20 protein-coding genes are annotated in these 18105 nt (G+C 65.6%); 7 read left to right on the forward strand and 13 right to left on the reverse strand.

The genetic code is table 11. The features are described 5' to 3' along the window. Positions 1-11: 11 nt before the first annotated feature. Positions 12-968 carry a CPBP family intramembrane glutamic endopeptidase gene (locus tag QE389_RS02910; RefSeq protein WP_307364493.1) on the forward strand — a complete coding sequence of 319 codons (957 nt, stop codon included), beginning with the start codon at positions 12-14 and terminating at the stop codon, positions 966-968. On the opposite strand, the gene uvrA is transcribed toward QE389_RS02910, so the two are convergent. Then, entirely contained in the window at positions 965-3910 is a 2946-nt protein-coding gene (uvrA, locus tag QE389_RS02915; protein ID WP_307364495.1) for an excinuclease ABC subunit UvrA, read from the reverse strand. The two genes, QE389_RS02910 and uvrA, sit on opposite strands and share 4 nt — an antisense overlap. Positions 3911-4040: 130 nt before the next feature. Further along, the gene (locus QE389_RS02920; protein ID WP_307364497.1) at positions 4041-4535 is read right to left on the reverse strand and encodes a group III truncated hemoglobin; all 495 of its coding nucleotides are present in this window, start codon (positions 4533-4535) and stop codon (positions 4041-4043) included. A 174-nt stretch (positions 4536-4709) separates the two neighbouring features. Between QE389_RS02920 and QE389_RS02925 the strand changes: the two genes are divergently transcribed. Next, on the forward strand, positions 4710-4844 hold the full coding sequence (locus QE389_RS02925) for a hypothetical protein (RefSeq protein ID WP_307364500.1): 135 nt from the start codon (positions 4710-4712) through the stop codon (positions 4842-4844). A 202-nt stretch (positions 4845-5046) separates the two neighbouring features. Here the strand turns inward: QE389_RS02925 and QE389_RS02930 are convergent, their stop codons facing one another. The 4 genes from QE389_RS02930 to QE389_RS02945 are packed head-to-tail and all read right to left on the reverse strand — an operon-like array spanning position 5047 to position 8545. Further along, on the reverse strand, positions 5047-6624 hold the full coding sequence (locus QE389_RS02930; protein WP_307364502.1) for an EAL domain-containing protein: 1578 nt from the start codon (positions 6622-6624) through the stop codon (positions 5047-5049). A 57-nt stretch (positions 6625-6681) separates the two neighbouring features. After that, positions 6682-7119 (reverse strand): flagellar basal-body protein FlbY, encoded by a 438-nt coding sequence (locus tag QE389_RS02935; RefSeq protein ID WP_307364504.1) that lies wholly within the window; start codon positions 7117-7119, stop codon positions 6682-6684. Continuing rightward, positions 7116-7427 (reverse strand): rod-binding protein, encoded by a 312-nt coding sequence (locus QE389_RS02940; RefSeq protein WP_307364506.1) that lies wholly within the window; start codon positions 7425-7427, stop codon positions 7116-7118. The genes QE389_RS02935 and QE389_RS02940 overlap by 4 nt, the downstream gene beginning before the upstream one ends. Before the next feature lie 2 nt (positions 7428-7429). Further along, a complete protein-coding gene (locus QE389_RS02945) occupies positions 7430-8545 on the reverse strand; it encodes a flagellar basal body P-ring protein FlgI (protein WP_307364508.1) in 1116 nt (371 codons plus the stop codon). A 97-nt stretch (positions 8546-8642) separates the two neighbouring features. Here QE389_RS02945 and QE389_RS02950 point away from each other — a divergent pair, with 97 nt between their 5' ends. The 3 genes from QE389_RS02950 to gltX all read left to right on the forward strand — a co-directional run bounded on the left by QE389_RS02950 (position 8643) and on the right by gltX (position 11183). Beyond that, complete coding sequence (locus tag QE389_RS02950; protein ID WP_307364509.1) at positions 8643-9155, forward strand: flagellar assembly protein FliX; 513 nt, start codon at positions 8643-8645, stop codon at positions 9153-9155. Positions 9156-9335: 180 nt separating this feature from the next. Beyond that, a complete protein-coding gene (dksA, locus tag QE389_RS02955; protein WP_307364511.1) occupies positions 9336-9770 on the forward strand; it encodes an RNA polymerase-binding protein DksA in 435 nt (144 codons plus the stop codon). Positions 9771-9848: 78 nt separating this feature from the next. Next, a complete protein-coding gene (gltX, locus tag QE389_RS02960; RefSeq protein WP_307364513.1) occupies positions 9849-11183 on the forward strand; it encodes a glutamate--tRNA ligase in 1335 nt (444 codons plus the stop codon). A gap of 28 nt (positions 11184-11211) precedes the next feature. Here the strand turns inward: gltX and QE389_RS02965 are convergent, their stop codons facing one another. Further along, entirely contained in the window at positions 11212-11505 is a 294-nt protein-coding gene (locus tag QE389_RS02965) for a hypothetical protein (protein ID WP_307364515.1), read from the reverse strand. A gap of 103 nt (positions 11506-11608) precedes the next feature. Next, positions 11609-12214 (reverse strand): TIGR00730 family Rossman fold protein, encoded by a 606-nt coding sequence (locus tag QE389_RS02970; protein WP_307364517.1) that lies wholly within the window; start codon positions 12212-12214, stop codon positions 11609-11611. Between the two features lie 110 nt (positions 12215-12324). Between QE389_RS02970 and QE389_RS02975 the strand changes: the two genes are divergently transcribed. Then, entirely contained in the window at positions 12325-13056 is a 732-nt protein-coding gene (locus QE389_RS02975) for a hypothetical protein (protein ID WP_307364519.1), read from the forward strand. Between the two features lie 73 nt (positions 13057-13129). Here QE389_RS02975 and QE389_RS02980 read toward each other — a convergent pair whose 3' ends face one another. Genes QE389_RS02980 through QE389_RS02990 form a run of 3 tightly spaced genes read right to left on the reverse strand, consistent with a single transcriptional unit; the run spans position 13130 to position 15239 of the window. Further along, positions 13130-13531: a zinc-binding dehydrogenase gene (locus QE389_RS02980; protein WP_307364521.1), complete on the reverse strand. Its 402-nt coding sequence runs from the start codon at positions 13529-13531 to the stop codon at positions 13130-13132. Next, positions 13507-14010, reverse strand: a complete 504-nt coding sequence (locus QE389_RS02985; protein ID WP_307364523.1) for an alcohol dehydrogenase catalytic domain-containing protein — start codon at positions 14008-14010, stop codon at positions 13507-13509. The genes QE389_RS02980 and QE389_RS02985 overlap by 25 nt, the downstream gene beginning before the upstream one ends. Positions 14011-14063: 53 nt before the next feature. Then, positions 14064-15239 (reverse strand): MFS transporter, encoded by a 1176-nt coding sequence (locus tag QE389_RS02990; RefSeq protein ID WP_307364525.1) that lies wholly within the window; start codon positions 15237-15239, stop codon positions 14064-14066. A gap of 82 nt (positions 15240-15321) precedes the next feature. Between QE389_RS02990 and QE389_RS02995 the strand changes: the two genes are divergently transcribed. Further along, positions 15322-16221: a LysR family transcriptional regulator gene (locus QE389_RS02995; RefSeq protein ID WP_307364526.1), complete on the forward strand. Its 900-nt coding sequence runs from the start codon at positions 15322-15324 to the stop codon at positions 16219-16221. A 6-nt stretch (positions 16222-16227) separates the two neighbouring features. Here QE389_RS02995 and QE389_RS03000 read toward each other — a convergent pair whose 3' ends face one another. Further along, positions 16228-16695, reverse strand: coding sequence for a LysR substrate-binding domain-containing protein (locus QE389_RS03000; protein ID WP_307364529.1), 468 nt, complete (start codon positions 16693-16695; stop codon positions 16228-16230). Between the two features lie 249 nt (positions 16696-16944). After that, entirely contained in the window at positions 16945-18105 is a 1161-nt protein-coding gene (locus tag QE389_RS03005) for a metallophosphoesterase (protein WP_307364531.1), read from the reverse strand.

The raw sequence follows: 18105 nt of genomic DNA on the forward strand, positions 1-18105 counted from the left end.
AGAGCGACAACATGGCCGGGATCGAACTCTACGCGCCAAGAGCGCCACGACATCGGCGGACCTGGACAGCCGCCGCCCTGATTCTGGCGGTCGTATTCATTGTCTTGGGCCAGGCTATGACGGCCGTGCCGGGTTTGATGTTGGGCTTCATCGCCATGAGCGGCCAATCAGTCGGATGGACCGGCACGGCTTTCAGCCTGTTCAGCTTCGCCGCCACCGCCCTGATCGTCGTCGGCTGGGTCTCGCTGTTCGAACGGCGCAATCTTCTGACCATCGGTTTCAACGGCAAGGGGCTGATCCGCTTCGTGCGGGGGTACGGCGTCGGCCTGGCGTTTCTGCTGGTGGTGGTCGGCGGAATCGCCGCCTTGGGCGGATATCGGATCGAGGCGGGCGGAGTCTTTTCGACGCCGGCGCCTCTGGCCGCCCTGTGGCCGATTCTGGTCCTCCTGCTGGGATTCGTCATTCAGGGATCGACGGAGGAAATCCTGACTCGAGGCTGGTTGATGCAGGTCATCGCCTCGCGCCACGGCTTGGCCTGGGGGATCGGGCTCAGTTCGGTCCTGTTCGGCCTGCTCCACGCCGCCAACATCAGGCCGTCGCCGGAACTGGCGGTCGGCGTCGCCAACGTCGTCCTCTTCGGGGTGATGATCGGCCTGTACGCCGCGCGCGAGGGCTCGTTGTGGGGCGTGTGCGGTTGGCATGCCGCGTGGAACTGGTTGTTGGGCCTGGGTTTCGGTCTGGAGGTGTCGGGCCAGGCGATCGAAACCAAGCCCCTGATCGTCGATCTGGCCACGCGATCCGAAGTTCCCTGGTGGACGACCGGCGCCGCTTTCGGCCCAGAGGGCAGCATCGTCACGACGGCCGTGCTGTTGACCGCCTCGGTCGTTCTGGCCCTGCGCTGGCGCAGCAAGGACTACGGCGTGACGGAGCCCGCTGCGTCGTCGCTTTCGAAAACGACGCCGATTTAGGCCGACGCCTTCGCCTTGCTGCGGGCAGGCTTGGTCGCCACGCTGTCGCCGAGCGCCGAGACACGGGCCTTGCGACGCTGTTCGTGGCGGTCCAGCACTTCCTTGAGGTATTTTCCCGTCCAACTGGCGGTGTTGTCGGCGACCTGTTCGGGCGTGCCGACCGCCACGATCTCGCCGCCGCCGTCGCCGCCCTCGGGACCGAAGTCGAGCAGATAGTCGGCGACCTTGATGACATCGAGATTGTGCTCGATCACCACGATGGTGTTGCCCGCCTCGACCAGTTCCTGAAGCACCTCCAGCAGTTTGCGGGTGTCCTCGAAATGCAGGCCGGTGGTCGGCTCGTCGAGGATGTAGAGGGTGCGGCCCGTGGCGCGTTTGGACAGCTCCTTGGACAGCTTGACCCGCTGGGCCTCGCCGCCCGACAGGGTGGTGGCGGGCTGACCGACCTTGACGTAGCCCAGCCCCACCCGCTCCAGCGTCAGCATCTTGTCGCGGATTGGCGGCACGGCCTTGAAGAAGGTCGCCGCCTCCTCGACGGTCATGTCCAGCACGTCCGAGATGGACTTGCCCTTGAACACGATCTCCAGCGTCTCGCGGTTGTAGCGTTTGCCCTTGCAGACATCGCAGGTGACATAGACGTCGGGCAGGAAGTGCATCTCGATCTTGATGACGCCGTCGCCCTGACAGGCCTCGCAGCGGCCGCCCTTGACGTTGAAGCTGAACCGGCCGGGGCCGTATCCGCGCGCTTTGGATTCCGGCAGGCCCGCATACCAGTCGCGGATCGGACCGAAGGCGCCGGTGTAGGTGGCGGGGTTGGAGCGCGGGGTGCGGCCGATGGGCGACTGGTCGATGTCGATGACCTTGTCGAAATGCTCCAGACCCTCGATCCGGTCGAAGGGGGCCGGCGCGTCGGATGCATTGTTCAACCGGCGTGCGGCGGCCTTGTACAGGGTTTCGATGGTGAAGGTGGACTTGCCGCCGCCGGACACGCCGGTGATGCAGGTGAAAACCCCGACCGGGATTTCGCCGGTAACATTCTTCAGGTTGTTGCCGGTCGCGCCGCTGATCTTCAGCATCCGCTTGCGGTCGATGGGACGGCGGCCGTCGGCGGGGATTTCGATTTCCCGCGCGCCGGTCAGATATTTGCCGGTCAGGGAGTTGGGATTGGCCATCACCTGTTCCGGCGTGCCCTCGGCGCAGACCGTGCCGCCGTGAACGCCGGCGGCCGGTCCCATGTCGATGACATAGTCGGCGGTCAGGATGGCTTCCTCGTCATGCTCGACCACCAGCACCGAATTGCCCAGGTCGCGCAGTCCCTTCAGGCTTTCCAACAGGCGGGTGTTGTCGCGCTGGTGCAAGCCGATGGAAGGCTCGTCCAGCACATAGAGAACGCCCGTCAGACCTGAACCGATCTGCGACGCCAGGCGGATGCGCTGGCTCTCGCCGCCTGACAGGGTGCCGGAGGACCGCGACAGGTTCAGATAGTCCAGACCCACATTGTTCAGGAACCGCAACCGGTCGCAGATTTCCTTCAGGATTCGCCGGGCGATCTCCATCTGCTTCTCGCTCAGGTTCTCTTCCAGGGTCGAGAACCACAGATAGGCCTTGGAGATCGACAGGGTGGAGATGTCGGCGATGTCCTCGCCCCCGATCTTGACGGCCAGGGCCTCGGGCTTCAGCCGCTTGCCGTGGCAGGCGTCGCATGGCGTCTCGGACTGGTAACGAGCCAATTCCTCGCGCACCCAGGCGCTGTCGGTTTCGCGCCAGCGGCGCTCCAGGTTCGGCAGCACCCCCTCGAACGGCTTGGAGACCTCGTATTTGCGGGCGTTGTCGTCGTAGACGAACTTGATCTTCTCCGATCCCGTACCGTGCAGAATGGCCTTGTGCGCCACGGCCGGCAGTTCCCGCCAGGGCTTGTCCATAGAGAAGCCATAATGACGCGCCAGCGCCTGCAGCGTCTGGGTGTAGAGCGGCGAGGGGCCCCGCGCCCAGGGGGCAACAGCCCCCTTGTGCAGGCTCTTGTCGCGGTCGGGGATGACCAGATCGGCGTCGAAGGCCAGCTTGACCCCCAGGCCGTCGCACACCGGACAGGCCCCGAACGGATTGTTGAACGAGAACAGGCGCGGCTCGATCTCCGAGATCGTGAAGCCTGACACCGGGCAGGCGAAACGCTCGGAAAAGACCAAGGTGCGCGGCGCGGTCTCGCCCTCATTCGTGGACGCCCATTCCGCCGTCGCCAGACCGTCCGCCAGGCCCAGCGCGGTCTGCAGGCTGTCGGCGTAGCGCGCTTCCTGATCCGGCTTGGTGACGATGCGGTCCACGACGATGTCGATGTCGTGCTTGAACTTCTTGTCCAGCGTCGGAGCTTCGTCGATCGGATAGAGTTGGCCGTCGATCTTCAGGCGCTGGAAGCCCTGACGCTGCCACTCGGCGATTTCCTTCTTGTACTCGCCCTTGCGGCCCCGAACGACCGGCGCCAGCAGCAGGATGCGCTCGCCGTCGGGCAGGGCGGTCAGCTTGTCGACCATCTGGCTGATGGTCTGGCTTTCGATCGGCAAGCCCGTGGCCGGCGAATAGGGTACGCCCACTCGCGCCCACAGCAGACGCATATAGTCGTGGATTTCCGTCACCGTGCCGACGGTCGAGCGCGGGTTCTTGGACGTGGTCTTCTGCTCGATGGAAATGGCCGGCGACAGGCCCTCGATCAGGTCCACGTCCGGCTTGCCCATCAGCTCCAGGAACTGGCGCGCATAGGCGGACAGACTCTCGACATAGCGGCGCTGTCCTTCGGCGTAGATGGTGTCGAAGGCCAAGGAGGATTTGCCCGACCCCGAAAGGCCGGTCATCACCACCAACTGCTCGCGCGGAATATCCAGGTCCACGCCCTTGAGATTGTGCTCGCGGGCGCCGCGAACGCGGATGAAGTTGTGCTTTTCGGTCATGCTGTCCGGGCAACGCGGGATGGGGCGGGGAGGGGCCGGACGGCTCCGGCGAGACATCGCTATATGGGGATGAATCGCGCAATTAAATCAAGAACAATAAGGGAACATTGCGCAAGGGCGCCAGTTCGCTTTAGTCGGCCGTCCACGCTGGAGCAGGCCGCAAAAACCGCTCGCCTTGATGCAGCATCACGCCGTTCGAGTTGGCTACGCCCAGTTCCAGGCTGGCTGCGATGCGGTGCGCGCTGGCGATGAAATGGTCCGCCGCCGGCGTCGGACACAGATCACGGGCGGTCGCCTCGAAGAGTTCGAGCCAACGGTCGAAATGGCGGGCGTCGATAGGCAGGGGCAGGTGTTTGGGCATCGGCCGCCCTTGATAGACCCCGCTCGACAAGGCGACAGACGACCAGAACCGCTTCATCTGGGCCAGGTGGGGCGTCCAGTCGTGGACGTGCTGGGCGAAGATCGGTCCGATCAGGTCATCGTCGCGGACCCTGGCGTAGAAGCCTTCCACCAGGGCGTCGATCATGGCCCCGTCTATGCCGGTCTCGCGCCGGATTCGCTCCATCGCAGCCTGTCGCCGCGCCGCCGCGTCGGTCGAGGCGTCTATTCGAAATGGGCTTTCCATCCTCGCTTTCTAGCGGCCCTGGCGCTGAAAGCCATTGGGCGGATCGCCCCCCCCCCCCCCCCCCCCGGTCACGCGGCCGTGTTCAGCGGCTGGGTCGGTTCGGGGTTGCGTTGGTCCGGGTTAAGACCCATCATCCAGTCTAGGACCACGCTTCATGCAGGAGGCTAGACGATCATGATCAGCGCGCTGGGAACCGGTTTCGCCCTTTCCGCCATGCTGCTCGCGATCCTCCATGCCAACCAACCCAAGGCCAAACGGGTTCGTATCCGCGTTCGTGACGCTGACCGGCGTCATCGCCCGGACACCTGACGGCTCTACGCTCTTCGACAATCTGAATCTGACCTTCGGCGCCGATAAAAATGGCGTCGTGGGGCGCAAAGGTGCGAGCAAAACAAGCCTGTTGCGACTGATCGGCGCTGAAGACCTATGACGGCGCGCTGATCGTTGTCAGTCACGACAGCGAATTCCTGTCCAGTATCGGGGTCGCGCGCCGGCTTGAGCTTTAGGCGCTTCAGCCCCAGGCCTCGACGGCGCCGCGGCGGCGCGCGACCGAGGGGCTGGTCAGTTGGGTGCGCGGTTCGGCCTCGGCCTTGCCGAACAGCCAGCCCTGGCCATAGTCGACGCCGAAACCCTTCAAGGCGTCGGCGACAGGGTCGGTCTCGATCATCTCGGCGATCGTCTCAAGCTTCATCGACTGGCACAGATCGACGATGCTGCGCACCAGGGTTGCGGAGCGTTCGTCGTCGCCGATGTCCTTGATGATGCCGCCATCGATCTTGACCGCATCGACAGACAGTTTGCGCAGATAGTCGAAGGCTGCCGCGCCGGCGCCGAAATCGTCGATACAAACCTTTATGCCCGCCTTGCGCAGGGCGGCCAGACGCCGGTCGGACGCCTCGATATCGGCGAGGGCCGAAGTTTCGGTGACTTCCACGATCAGGCGTTTGCGGTCCTCGGCCTTGCCTGCCGTCATCCGCAGCAGGTTCTCGACATAGGCGTCGTCGCCGAGAGAGGAACCGGACACGTTGATCGCGATCTTGAGCAGGCCCCCGCCGGGTTGACGCATCCGGCGCAGAACCTTTTCCGCCACCGCCAGGTCGAAGGACTCGATCAAGGCCAGTTCTTCGGCCATGCGAATGGGGCCGGCAGGCGTGTCCCCGACCTTGAAACGGGCCAGGGCCTCGAAATGGTGAACCGCCCGCGACGACAGCTGTACGATCGGTTGATAGTGGACCTGAAATTCTCGGGACTTGACGACGTTTCGGAACGTCTCGGCCTCGCGCAGCGTGCGGTCCAGCGAGTCGGAAAAGGCCAGTTGAGGGTTTTCCAGCCCGCCGTCCTTCAGGCAGCCTTCGATGGCGAAACGCATGGCGCGCAGAATGCACAGACGGTCGGAGCCTGCGGGCACAGGCGCCTCGAACGATTCCGCCGCCAAACTCAGCCCCTCGGCGCGCGCCGCCTCGACGATCTCTGCAGCGATGTCGCGGCGATCCTCGGCCGCGCGAAGAACGGCGAACCGCTCCTGCGTCAGTTGAGCCGGGCTGGAGCCTTCGACCGAGGTGGACTGAAGCGTCACGCCGATCCGGCGGTTCATCCGTTCGGATTCGTCGCCAGACAGATCGCCCAACCCCTTCACATCCAAGAAGGCCAGGGAAACGGCGGAATCGGATTCCATCACGCGGGCCGCATCGATCATGAAGGCGTCCGCGTCCAGCAGCGGCGCGATCTCCATGTCCGCCAGGTCAAAGGCCGCCCCGTCGTAGGTGATGGCGCAGGACACCGAAGGCGCGAGTTGCGGCAGGACGAAGGCCCTGATCGCGGCCTGTCGGGCGCGCCCGGTCTGCCCGTTGATCAGGACCGGCAAAGAGGCCGTTCGTTCGCCCGAAGCGGCGCTGCGAACGGCCGCCAACGCGGCGCCGCCTTCATAAAACAGGTTGGCGAACGGCTTGCCTGTCCAGACCTTGCCCGCGTCCTGGCCAGCGTCCGCGCCGACGCCGATAGCGAAGCTGACCACGCCCTTGGCGTCGATCTCGACGAGGGCGTCAGCCGAAGCGAAGGCCAGACCCAAAAGGCGGGTGGTTAGGGACATGACCAAACCTATGCACCAAGCCGCTTAAAAAAACGGCAACGCCGAAATCCGACCTCGCTACGCCATCCTGTTCAGAGCGACGGCGCGGCCGTCGCCCTGCGCCGCTGCGCCGTCCGCGCCGTAGGCAGAAGCCGGGGTGCGGGCCGCCGTGACTTCTTGTGCGATGGTTCGAACCAGTCCTTCGGAAATGGTGCGCGCGGCCTCGACCGCCCGGGCATGGCGTTCCAGCACGGCGTTGAAGGTCTCGGTCGCCTTCACCAAGGCTTGGCGATCAGCCACAGGCGCTGCGGCCAGAAGCTGCGGATTGGCCTTCACATGGGCGGCGTCGCGTCGATACAGGTTGGCCATTTCCTGCGTCTTAGCCAGGCCGTGGGCGACATCCTGGGGACGCCCCCCCTCGAACGCAGCCATTTCCGCCGACAGCCGCTCGGTCAGTTGCGTCGTCAGCACGACCATTTGCCGAAGGCGTGCATGAGCCATGTCGCCGTCGCTCACTGTCCCTTCTCCTGCATCTTCAACATTTCGGTCATGACCCTGCTGGACAGGCCGATTCCGCCCGAAGCGACCGTCTTCTTGGCGATCTCATCCAGCAGGAAGGATCGCCATGTGCCCTCGGCCTGGCCGCCGCCGAACAGGCCGTCGGTCGAAAGCCCCTCGAACATGGGCTTCAACATCTGCGACAGGAAGGAAGCCTCGAAGGCGTCGGCGGTTTCCTTGAGCTTCTGGTTCGAGGCGCCAGGCGCCGGCACGCCCAAGCCGGGGGCAGGGCGCAGCAGATCGGGAGAGGCGGTCAGGTCTGTCATGGTCACATCACCTCGATGTCGGCCTGCAACGCTCCAGCCGCCTTGATGGCCTGCAGGATGCTGATCATGTCGCGTGGGCTGACGCCCAGGGCGTTTAGGCCGTTGACCAGGGTCGCCAGACTGGCGCCCCCGCCGACGATCCGCATCTGGGTGCCCAGATCTTCCTCGACGTTGACCTGGCTGCTGGGAACGACGGCCGTGCGACCCTGGCTGAAAGGGGCGGGTTGGCTGACCAGCGGCTGCTCGTCCACCGAAATGGTCAGGTTGCCCTGGGCGATGGCCACGCGGGAGATGCGTACCGCGTCACCCATGACGATGACGCCGTTGACCTCGTCGATGATGACCTTGGCCGGAGTGTCCACCGTGACCGGAAGATTCTCCACCCGGCTGATGAAACCGGCCATGCCTAACTGACCGGGGGCCCGCAGGGCGACGACCGTGCCGTTCTCGGCCAGCGCCGTGCCGGGGTAGGCGGCGTTCACGGCGGCGGCGACGCGCTGGGCCGTGGTGAAGTCCGGATTGCGCAGGTTCAGGCGCACCTCGTTCATATTGGCCATTTCGAAGCCGGTCTCGCGCTCGACCACGGCGCCCGAGGCGATGCGGCCGGCGGTCGGGACGCCGCGCGTCACCGAAGATCCGGACCCGCCCGAGGCAGAGACCGCGCCGGTCTGGATGGAACCCTGCGCCACCGCATAGACCTGCCCGTCGGCGCCCTGCAGGCTGGTCACGACCAGCGAACCGCCCAGCAGGCTCTTGGCGTCGCACATCGAAGAGACGTTGACGTCGATCTTGGAGCCCGATGTGGCGAAGGCAGGCAGTTCCGCCGTCACCATCACGGCGGCCATGTTCTTGGTGTTGGCGTTGGAGCCGCGAATGTTGACGCCCAAACGCTCGGTCATGCCCTCCAACGACTGGCGGGTGAAGGGGCAGTTGCGCAGGCTGTCGCCGGTGCCGTTCAGGCCCATGACCATGCCATAGCCAACCAGCTGGTTGCCGCGCACGCCCTCGACGGAGGCGATGTCCTTTATGCGGGACTGAGCGCAGGCAGGAGCGGCGGCGACGCCCACGGCGCCGATCAGGGCGATCGGAGCGATCAGGCGGGCAAGCAAATTCTGCATCGGTCGGTCGTCCTTGCGGCGGTGCGAGCAAAAGACTGCGAGGATCATGCCGCCATATAACCGATTGAATTAACTAAACTGCGGCCCGTAGCGTCGGATGCTGATCGGCATTTTTTGCCTGGACGTTAACCAAACAGTCACGCCCGCCGACCATTCATCAGCCTATGAGCCGGAGCATCCGTCAATGAAGGTCAACGGGACAAGCGGGCCCAGCGGGTCCTCCGCCAGCAAGCCGGTCCGCAGTGCGTCCGGCTTCACATTGGGGCAGACCTCGACCGCTTCCGCGCCTGCCGCGGCGGCGGCCAGCGCTGCGACCGCCGGGGTCGCCGATGTCTCGGCCCTGATGGCGCTTCAGGGTGTCGAGGGACCGCTGGAGCGACGCAGGCGCGCCGTCAAACGCGGCGGCGGACTGCTGGATCGCTTGGACGAGCTGAAGCTGGCCTTGCTGTCGGGTGAGCCGGATGCCGCGGTAATGGACCGGCTAGGGCGCGTCATGCGTGAGGAGCGTCCACACGACGACGATCCGAGGTTGAACGCGGTCTTGGACCAGATCGATCTTCGCGCAGCGGTCGAAATGGCCAAGGCCGAGCTGCGCCGTACTGGACGGTAACGCCAAAAAACCCATGGAAAACAGAAGAGCTAAGCCGTTCGACTGAGGACGAAATGTCACGGATCACCCTGGCGCTCCCGTCGGTCGATCACGGAAGCGAGAACCACGTTGCCGCGACTCGCGCCGGTGACTATACGGCCTCTACGCCACAGGGGGGCGTGCTTAGAGAGCGTGAGTGCGATGAACGCTTTGGCGTCCGTTGTGTCCGACGAAACCGGGTCTTATCGGCCGTCCGACAATGAGCCGTTCATGAACGAACGGCAGCTTGCCTATTTCAAGAAGAAGCTGCTGGACTGGAAGGATGAGATCCTTCGCGAGTCCAAGGGCACCGTGGTCAATCTGAAGGCCGAAACGGAAAACCATCCCGACCTGGTGGATCGCGCCTCGTCGGAATCGGATCGGGCGCTGGAGCTGCGCACCCGCGATCGTCAACGCAAGTTGATTTCCAAGATCGACGACGCCTTGCGCCGGATCGAAGACGGCTCTTACGGTTATTGCGAGGACACCGGCGAGCCGATCGGCCTGGGGCGGCTGGAAGCCCGTCCGACCGCGACCCTGTCGGTCGAGGCTCAGGAGCGTCACGAACGCCGCGAGCGCGTTCACCGCGACGACTAAAGTTCAGGGAGCCAAAGCCTTGACTTCGCCGGGTGGCGGCGCGACCTAGCCGCCTCGCTTTCAAGGTCCTGATCTCCTATGTCCGTCAAGGTTCGTTTCGCCCCCTCGCCGACGGGTAAGCTACACGTCGGCAATGTCCGCACCGCGCTGGTGAACTGGCTGTTCGCCAAGGGGCAGGGCGGTTCGTTCGTGCTGCGGATCGACGACACCGATCTGGCGCGCTCGACAGCCGAGTTCGAACAGGGGATCGAGGATGATCTGACCTGGCTGGGGCTGACCTGGGACGAACGCTACAACCAGTCCAAGCGCTTCGACCGTTACGAAGAGGCCGCCGAGCGACTGAAGGCCTCGGGCCGACTTTATCCCGCCTATGAAACCGCCGAGGAACTGGATCGCCGCCGCAAGGTGCAACTGTCGCGGGGCCTGCCCCCAATCTACGACCGCGCCGCCCTGGATCTGACGGACGAACAGAAGGCGGCCTATGAGGCCGAAGGCCGTCGCCCCCACTGGCGCTTCAAGCTGGACGGCAAACGTGTGGCCTGGGAGGACCTGTCGCGCGGTCATGCCGAGGTCGACACCGCCTCCATGTCTGACCCGGTGCTGATCCGCGAGGACGGCCTGTTCCTCTACACCCTGCCGTCGGTCGTGGACGACATCGACATGGCCATCACCCACATCATCCGCGGCGAGGACCACGTCACCAACACCGGCGCCCAGATCGAAATTTTCGAGGCGCTGGGCGCGACGGTTCCCGGATTCGCGCATATGCCGCTGCTGGTCGGGGCGGACGGGGCGGCCCTGTCCAAGCGTCTGGGCTCCCTGTCCATCAGCGACATGCGCGATCAGGGTTACGAGCCCATCGCCATCACCAGCCATCTGGGCAAGATCGGCACTTCGGACAATCTGGAGGTCGCGCCTTCGGTCCAGGCCCTGGGCGAGAGCTTCGCCTTCTCCAAGATGGGTCGTTCGCCGGCGCGTTATGATACGGCCGATCTGGATCGTCTGAACGCCCAGGCCCTGCATGCGATGGATTACGAGACGGCTCAGTCCCGTCTTCGAGCGCTGAACGCCGACCTGGGGGAAGGTTTCTGGACGACGGTTCGGGGCAATCTGAACCGTTTCGCCGATGTCGCCGACTTGGCCGCCATCGTGCGCGGACCGATCCAGCCTGTGATCGAGGACACCGGCTTCGCCGAAACGGCCCTGCGTCTACTGCCTCAGGTGATCGACGAGAGCGCCTGGTCGACCTGGACCAATGCGGTGAAGGCCGAGACAGGCGCGAAGGGCAAGGCCCTGTTCATGCCGTTGCGTCTGGCCCTGACCGGGCAAGCTCACGGACCGGACATGGCGGCCCTGGCGCCGCTGATCGGACGCGACACGATTCAGCGGCGACTGCGCGGCGAGGCGGCCTGACGGTCCTCAGACCCGCCTCTTGGGCCGATCAGGCGTTGCAGACCGCCAGATCTTCGGCGCTCAACTGCACCCCCTTGTAGGAAAAGGCCGTGACGGCGCCGAACTTGGCCACCACGCGGCGGCAGGCGCGCGTGGCCGGCTGGGCCGCGCCGCCCGAAGCCGTGCAGACTGCGCCCTCGCAAGACCAACGGGCGCCGTCGATGATGGTGGCGCGCGTCGGGGCCTTGGCGGCGTCGGCCAAAGTCAGGCTGGTGGCGGCCGGAGCTTGAGCGACAGCAGGAGCGGCGGCGAACAGAGCGGCGGCGATGATCAGGGCGCGCATGGAAAGTCTCCGAAATTGAAGAACGGCCTCACGCCGTCATCCCAGTGTCAGTTTTCCATAAAAACTGTCAATAGACCCGCCGCGATTTGTTGCCGGCGATCTGTTATCGACGATCATGTTTCAGCCGAGGCGCGTCGTCCGCCTGCTGCATCAGGGCGATGGCCTCTTTGACCGTGTTCACGACACTGTAGGCCTGACGGAAGGTCGCGGGCGTCATCTTCTGTTCGATGCCGGTTTCGATGGCCGCCAGCAGTGTATCCCAGAATCCGTTGATGTTCAGGAAGATCACCGGCTTGTGGTGCAGATCCAGCCGTTTCCACGACAGCACCTCGATCACTTCTTCCAGGGTGCCGACCCCGCCGGGGGCCACGACGAAGGCGTCGGACTGGTCGTACATGATGGTCTTGCGCTCATGCATGGAGGTCACGACCACGGTTTCGACATCGTCGAACAGGCGCTCGCGGCTGCGCAGGAAGCCGGGCATGACGCCCAGAACGCGGCCGCCAGCGGCGTGAGCCGCGCGCGCCGCGGCTCCCATCAGGCCGACCCCGCCGCCGCCGTACACCAGTCGCCATCCTGCCGCCGCCGTCTGGGCGCCGAACGCCTGGGCCGCCACTGTGTAGGCCGGATCCGACTGATCGGAAGAGCCGCAGAACAGGCAAACGGACTTGCCGTCGAACGGCTGGATGGAGACGGGGGGCAGGGACATGGGGCCTCGAACCTGAACGATCGCACGATCCGACATGGTCAAACCGGCGGCGCTCGGGCTAACAGATTCCCGAACGCTGGGTCGCCAGTCCTATATCGTCGAGGCGCAGGATGAAATGTCGGATCATCGTCTGGATGGCCTTGAGCCTGATGGTCGCCGCCTGTTCGAACGGCGGGCGGCGTGTCGCCGACGATGCAGACGCCGCCGAGCCCTCGGCCTGGGTTCAGCCGCCGCACATCGACGGCCTGTCCCGCGACGGCCAGACCTTGATCGTCCGAGGCGGCGCCGGGCCGAACGCTCGCGTCGTTCTGCGTCGCGCCAACGGGGAGGCGGTCGCGGGGACGGCCGATGCGGCGGGGCGGTTCGAACTTCGTCTCCCTGCACTGAGCGGCGACGTCTTGTTCCGGCCCGAGGTCCAGGTCGGCGAGGATGCGGCCGTCGCTCCTGAAACCCTGGTCATCGTTCAGGGCGGAACGGGGCCTGTCGCGCTGGTGGCCGCCGGCCAGCCCTCGACACGGCTGGATGCCCACGGCCTGCTCGAAACGGTAGACTTCGACGGCAAAGCCCTGGCGGCCTCAGGACAGTCCAGCGGCGGCCTGCCCACCGTCGTTGTCGATGGCGTCCGGGCGCGCGTCTGGGCGGGCGGCGGTCACGCCTGGCGCGCCATGTCCTCGGACGCCGGGGCCAGAAGCCTAACGGTCGACGGCCACGTCTTTTCGCTTCCCGACCTGAACGGGGGGGGCAGCCTGACGATGCGGAGAGCTGGAGAGGGCTGGCTGCTGACCGTCCCTGTCGCCCCCAAGGGACACCAGACGACCTGGCTGCCCGACATCCGACCCTGATCAGGCGACGATCCGATTTGCATTGGCGCCTCCCCCTCGTAAAAGCATCGGCGCTTCCCGAGGTCGCCGGTCATCATGTCCATCCTTCCAGCGCGACCTTTCCGCGCATGGCGCCGCTTTCCATCTTCCGATGTGCCTCGGTAAGCGTCTGTACGCCGATGGGAGACAGCCGCTCGGTCAATGTCGACCGGATACGACCCGCTTCCACGATCCGCGCGATCTCACCCAATATCTCGCCCTGACGCGCCCTGTTCGTGCCAGGCGGGTTGGATCGGGTGAACATCAGTTCCCAATGGATCGAGACGGACTTCGCCTTGAAGGGCACGATGTCGAAGGTGTCAGGGTCGTCGATCAGTCCGAACCGCCCTTCCGCCGCGATCAGTTCCGCGATAGCGAGACGATGCTGATCGGAATGGGTGGTCGCGAAGACGAAGGCCGGCGCGCCGATGGCTAGCGCCTCGACCTGAGGCGGCAAGGTCTGCGCATGGTCGATGACATGGTGGGCGCCGCGCCGGCGACGGGCCGATGCACGTCGAGCCTGTCGAATAGCATTTCCCACGCGGTCACGCTGGTGAGCGGCAGCGCCGCCGCTTGGGCCCAGTCGAGGCCGGAGGGCTTGGGGCCGGCCAGACGTTCATCGACCAAGTGCAGTTCGGCGTTCGCGCCCGACCGCCCGATCTCGCCGGCATAGGCCACCGCGTCGCCGATGCGATACCGCGAAACGTCGGGACCAACGCCGCGGACGACGCCGCTGGCGTCCCAGCCGATCACGCGCTCGCCATCTTGCCGCAGAACCATGCCGCCGCGTACCTTCACGTCGATGGGATTGACCGAAACCGCCTTCACCTCGACCAGCAGTTCGCGGCCGGTCGGGATGGGATCGGGACGTTCGAGTTCGACCAGTGCGCCGGGCCGGTCGATAGGCCCGGTCTCCTTGAATCCGATAGCGCGCATGTCAGGTCTCCCTTTGATGTTGAAATGCGGATGAGTACGGTTGGGACAGGGCGCTACGCCGTGGTTACGACGGCGGTTCGACCGAAACGGAAGGCGAACAGCATCGCCAGCGCGGATGCGGCCATCATCGCTCCGATCAGCGACACGGCCGGATAGCCCCATCCGGCCCCGATCACGCCCCCGCCCAGCGCCGCGCCGATGGCGTTGCCGAGATTGAAGGCGCCGATGTTCATCGCCGAAGCGAGATTCGGCGCTTCGCGCGCCGCTTCCATCACACGCATCTGCAAGGGCGGTACGATCGCGAAGCTGGCGATGCCCCAAATCAGGATTGCGATGGCGACTGGCGTTGGCCAGTGCATAACGCCGGCGAACGCGACCAGCACTGCGGCGAGGACGATGAAGCTGCCCACCAGGGTTCGCTCGATCGAGCGGTCGGCCAGCTTGCCGCCGACCATGTTCCCGATCGTCAGACCGATCCCGTACAGCACCAGCATCGCCGTGACGAACCCGGTCGACGCCTGCGTCTCGGCGCGCAGGATCGGGACGATATAGGTGAAGACGGTGAACATCGCGCTGGCCCCCACCACCGTGAGCGCCAGCGCCGACAGCACTGGCCTGCGCGTCAGCACACCCAGTTCCGCGCGCATATCGACGTCCTCTGAAGGCGGCAGCGACGGCAGCGCGAACCGCAGCGATACCATCGCCAAGGCGCCGATACCCGCGATTCCGGCAAAGGCGACCCGCCAGCCCAGTTCCTCACCAACCCAGGTCGAGAGCGGCACACCGCCGATCGTCGCGATCGTCAGGCCCGTGAACATCGCCGCCACCGCACCCGCGCGCTTGTCCGGCGCGACGAGGCTCGCCGCGACCACCGATCCCACGCCGAAGAAGGCGCCATGGTTGAACGAGGTCACGATCCGCGCCGCCATGAGCATCCAATAGCCGCTCGCCAGCGCCGACAGCAGGTTGCCGAGGGTGAACACGCCCATCAGTACGATGAGGAGCGTGCGCCGGTTCATGCGCCCCGTGGTCAAAGTCATCAACGGCGCGCCGACCATGACCCCGATGGCGTAGGCGCTGACCAGCAGCCCGGCCACGGGGATGGAGATACGCAGATCGGTCGCGATCGAGGGCAGCATCCCCATCGGAGCGAACTCCGTGACGCCGATGCCGAAGGCGCCCGTCGCCAGCGCTAACAGAGAGGGGTTTAGGCGCATGTCGATCTCCATCGTTGCCTCAGATGGAATGGCGACTGGCGGATAAGCTGTGTAGTCCTCAATTCAGACAAGCAGCTTTGCCATGGAAGCACGAATGGATGTCAGCGGCCGATCAGGTGAGATGATGGTCTTCGCCACCGTCATGGACCAAGGCAGCCTGTCGGCCGCGGCCCGCGTTTTGAACCTGACTCCCTCCGCAGTCAGCCGGGTCGTTGCGCGGATCGAGGCCCGGCTGGGGGTGCGGCTGCTCATTCGGACGACCCGGGCCCTATCCCTGACCGCCGAAGGTCAGGCCTATCTGCGCGCGGCCCGTCGCATTCTTTCCGACCTGACGGAGGTGGAGGAGGCCATTGCCGACCAGGCTTCGCCGCGCGGGCGCGTTCGCTTGACGGCTTCCCTCGCCTATGGCCGTCTCTATGTCGTGCCGCTGTTGGCGGAGTTCACCGCCCGCTATCCGAACATTCTCGTGGACCTCAACCTCAGCGACAGGGTGGTCGATGTGCTCGGCGGTCAGGCCGACGTCGCCATCCGGTTCGGACAGCTGGTCGACAGCCCCCTGACGGCGCGCCGCATCGGGGAAACCGGCCGGGTAGTGGTCGCCTCGCCCGCCTATCTCGCGCGCCACGGAACGCCAGAGCAGCCCGAAGACCTGTTCCGGCACAACTGCCTCAGCTTCAATTTTCGGCGCGCCGAGCCGGGCTGGCCCTTTCGCCGCGCGGACGTTGACATGGCGCTGGCCGTCACCGGTTCGATCGAGGCCAACAGCGGTGAATCCTTGGCACAACTCGCGCTGGCCGGCGTCGGCATCGCGCGGATCGGGATGTTCGCGGTTATGGACGAGATCGCCGAGGGTCGGCTGATCCCGTTGCTCGAACCGTTCAATCCGCAGGACCGCGAACCGCTCCATCTTCTCTTCGTGGGGGGAGCGACCATGCCGGCCCGCGTGCGCGTCCTGATCGACTTCCTCGTGGAGCGGCTGGGCGAAAGCGTGTGAGGCGATTCATTCCGAGCGTGCGGTTTCGCTTGTCGTGTCGACACGGTTGGCCGCAACGAAAAAATCGACTGCCCCGTCGCACACCGCCCCCTCAGCAGCGCATCCTCGTTGACGATCAGGGTGGGGCAGCGCGTCGAGGACCAGATCCGCCCCCTCGCGCGTCACCTCCCAGCGATATACGCCGGCGCCGGGACGTCGGTGCAGACAGCGACGTCCGGCCAGGTCTTCCAATGTCGCGGGCGCCCATGGTGTGCGAGATAGGCGGGTGAGGCCACCGCCGACACGGGTTGCGATCATGTCGGGACGCAGCGTCTCACCCAATCGCACACCGAGGTCGCACCCCTCCGCCACCGTGTCGACGAAACGGTCGTCGATCACCAGGTCGAGCGTGATGCCGGGATAGGTCTCCACGAAGGCGGCGAGATCCGGCGCAAACAGGGCGTGCGCGGACAAGGGCGTCGAGGTGATCCGCACCGGCCCCGGCGGCGCGGCGGCGCGGCGTCGCTATCGCGGGCGTCGGCCACTGCGGCGTCGATCTCGTCGAGCGCAGGGCCGACGCGGCCCATCAAGGCGCGTCCGGCATCGGTCACGGCCAGACTGCGCGTCGATCAGTTGAACAATCGCACACCCGCATCGACAAGAGTGACGGGCCGGCCGGTTGCCGGAGATATCCATGCCGGGCGGCTGAGATTGTCGGGATAGTCGAGCGGGGTACCACAGTCGCTAATCCGACAGCGCTTTCAGGAGCTGGGGCGGGAAGGGCAGGGTGAAGTCCGACCGTTGAGGCTCGACCCCGAACGTCGCCTCGCCATTGCGTCCGGCATAGCGGTCGAGGAGGGTGGAGTAGGTGTAGAAGTGAATGGTCTTGGCTTCGGTGTCGAAGGCCATGAAGCGCAGCCAGCCTGCGCCGCCGTTAGCGGATCCGGCTGCGCCGTCGGGGCCACGGGTGTTGCCCTGATAGTCCTGGATCAACTGATAGACGGGGTCGCCGGCGTCATTGGCGTCGATGCGCAGGTTCTCGCCGTTGGAAACCCCATCAATGGGGCGAGTGTAGTTGTGGCCGCACAGAACCATGAAGATGCGCGGGTTGCGTCGGATGAATCGGTCCCAGACCTGATCGGGCGAGAGATTGGGCGCGCCTGGAAAATTGTCGGCCAGACCATTCGACCGCTCGGCGGCGTCGGGCCTCAGCCACTCATGGGTGGTCATCATGACAGGCATGCCGGGGTGGGCGTCAAGAACGCCCTGCGCCCAGTCCAGGGTGGCCGGCGGCGGATCCATCTCCAGCGACAGATGGAGGATGGCGTGGTCCCCCAACTTGAACGTCTGGTAGCTGTTCAGACCGTTCGGCGATGCGCCGCCGTACCAGGGGCGGTCAGCGAAGAAGCGGGACTCCGGCCCGAAATAAAGCCCCCAGACCCGTCCGCCCCTGAGGGGACGCGGTTCGCCCCGGCCGCCGTTCTCACTCCACCAGTAGGCGCTGTCGTAATCGTGGTTGCCGGGAACCATGCCGAAGGGCACGCCGGTCTCGGCCAGCCGCTGGATCGCGCGATTGGCGATGTCCCATTCGGCGCGGGTGTCGAAGGTCTGATAGACGCCGTCTTGAGCATCCGTGCGTGTCCGAAACTGGCCGTCGCCATGTTGCACGATGTCGCCGACGAAGGTGACGAAGGCCAGGTTCTTCTCGTGCCGTGTGTCGGCCAGATAGGTCATCTGCTGCACGAAAGTGTCTTCGCCGCGGGGCTGCGCGGCCTGGATGTTCGAATAGTGCTGGGTGTCGGATACGACCGCCACGGTGAAGACTTCGGCGCGGGCGTCGACGGCCGCGCCGAACAGGGTGACGGTGGCCGCGAGGCTGGTCAGGAAAGGTCGAAAGCGGATCAT

Source organism: Brevundimonas sp. SORGH_AS_0993, assembly GCF_030818545.1.
Taxonomy (GTDB): Bacteria; Pseudomonadota; Alphaproteobacteria; order Caulobacterales; family Caulobacteraceae; genus Brevundimonas.

Bases quoted from the DNA above. Each gene is read 5' to 3' on its own strand.
- QE389_RS02910 (WP_307364493.1), top strand. From the start codon at position 12: ATGGCCGGGATCGAACTCTACGCGCCAAGAGCGCCACGACATCGGCGG.
- uvrA (WP_307364495.1), bottom strand. From the start codon at position 3,910: ATGACCGAAAAGCACAACTTCATCCGCGTTCGCGGCGCCCGCGAGCAC.
- QE389_RS02920 (WP_307364497.1), bottom strand. From the start codon at position 4,535: ATGGAAAGCCCATTTCGAATAGACGCCTCGACCGACGCGGCGGCGCGG.
- QE389_RS02925 (WP_307364500.1), top strand. From the start codon at position 4,710: ATGATCAGCGCGCTGGGAACCGGTTTCGCCCTTTCCGCCATGCTGCTC.
- QE389_RS02930 (WP_307364502.1), bottom strand. From the start codon at position 6,624: ATGTCCCTAACCACCCGCCTTTTGGGTCTGGCCTTCGCTTCGGCTGAC.
- QE389_RS02940 (WP_307364506.1), bottom strand. From the start codon at position 7,427: ATGACAGACCTGACCGCCTCTCCCGATCTGCTGCGCCCTGCCCCCGGC.
- QE389_RS02945 (WP_307364508.1), bottom strand. From the start codon at position 8,545: ATGCAGAATTTGCTTGCCCGCCTGATCGCTCCGATCGCCCTGATCGGC.
- QE389_RS02950 (WP_307364509.1), top strand. From the start codon at position 8,643: ATGCTGATCGGCATTTTTTGCCTGGACGTTAACCAAACAGTCACGCCC.
- dksA (WP_307364511.1), top strand. From the start codon at position 9,336: ATGAACGCTTTGGCGTCCGTTGTGTCCGACGAAACCGGGTCTTATCGG.
- gltX (WP_307364513.1), top strand. From the start codon at position 9,849: ATGTCCGTCAAGGTTCGTTTCGCCCCCTCGCCGACGGGTAAGCTACAC.
- QE389_RS02965 (WP_307364515.1), bottom strand. From the start codon at position 11,505: ATGCGCGCCCTGATCATCGCCGCCGCTCTGTTCGCCGCCGCTCCTGCT.
- QE389_RS02970 (WP_307364517.1), bottom strand. From the start codon at position 12,214: ATGTCCCTGCCCCCCGTCTCCATCCAGCCGTTCGACGGCAAGTCCGTT.
- QE389_RS02975 (WP_307364519.1), top strand. From the start codon at position 12,325: ATGAAATGTCGGATCATCGTCTGGATGGCCTTGAGCCTGATGGTCGCC.
- QE389_RS02985 (WP_307364523.1), bottom strand. From the start codon at position 14,010: ATGCGCGCTATCGGATTCAAGGAGACCGGGCCTATCGACCGGCCCGGC.
- QE389_RS02990 (WP_307364525.1), bottom strand. From the start codon at position 15,239: ATGGAGATCGACATGCGCCTAAACCCCTCTCTGTTAGCGCTGGCGACG.
- QE389_RS02995 (WP_307364526.1), top strand. From the start codon at position 15,322: ATGGATGTCAGCGGCCGATCAGGTGAGATGATGGTCTTCGCCACCGTC.
- QE389_RS03005 (WP_307364531.1), bottom strand. From the start codon at position 18,105: ATGATCCGCTTTCGACCTTTCCTGACCAGCCTCGCGGCCACCGTCACC.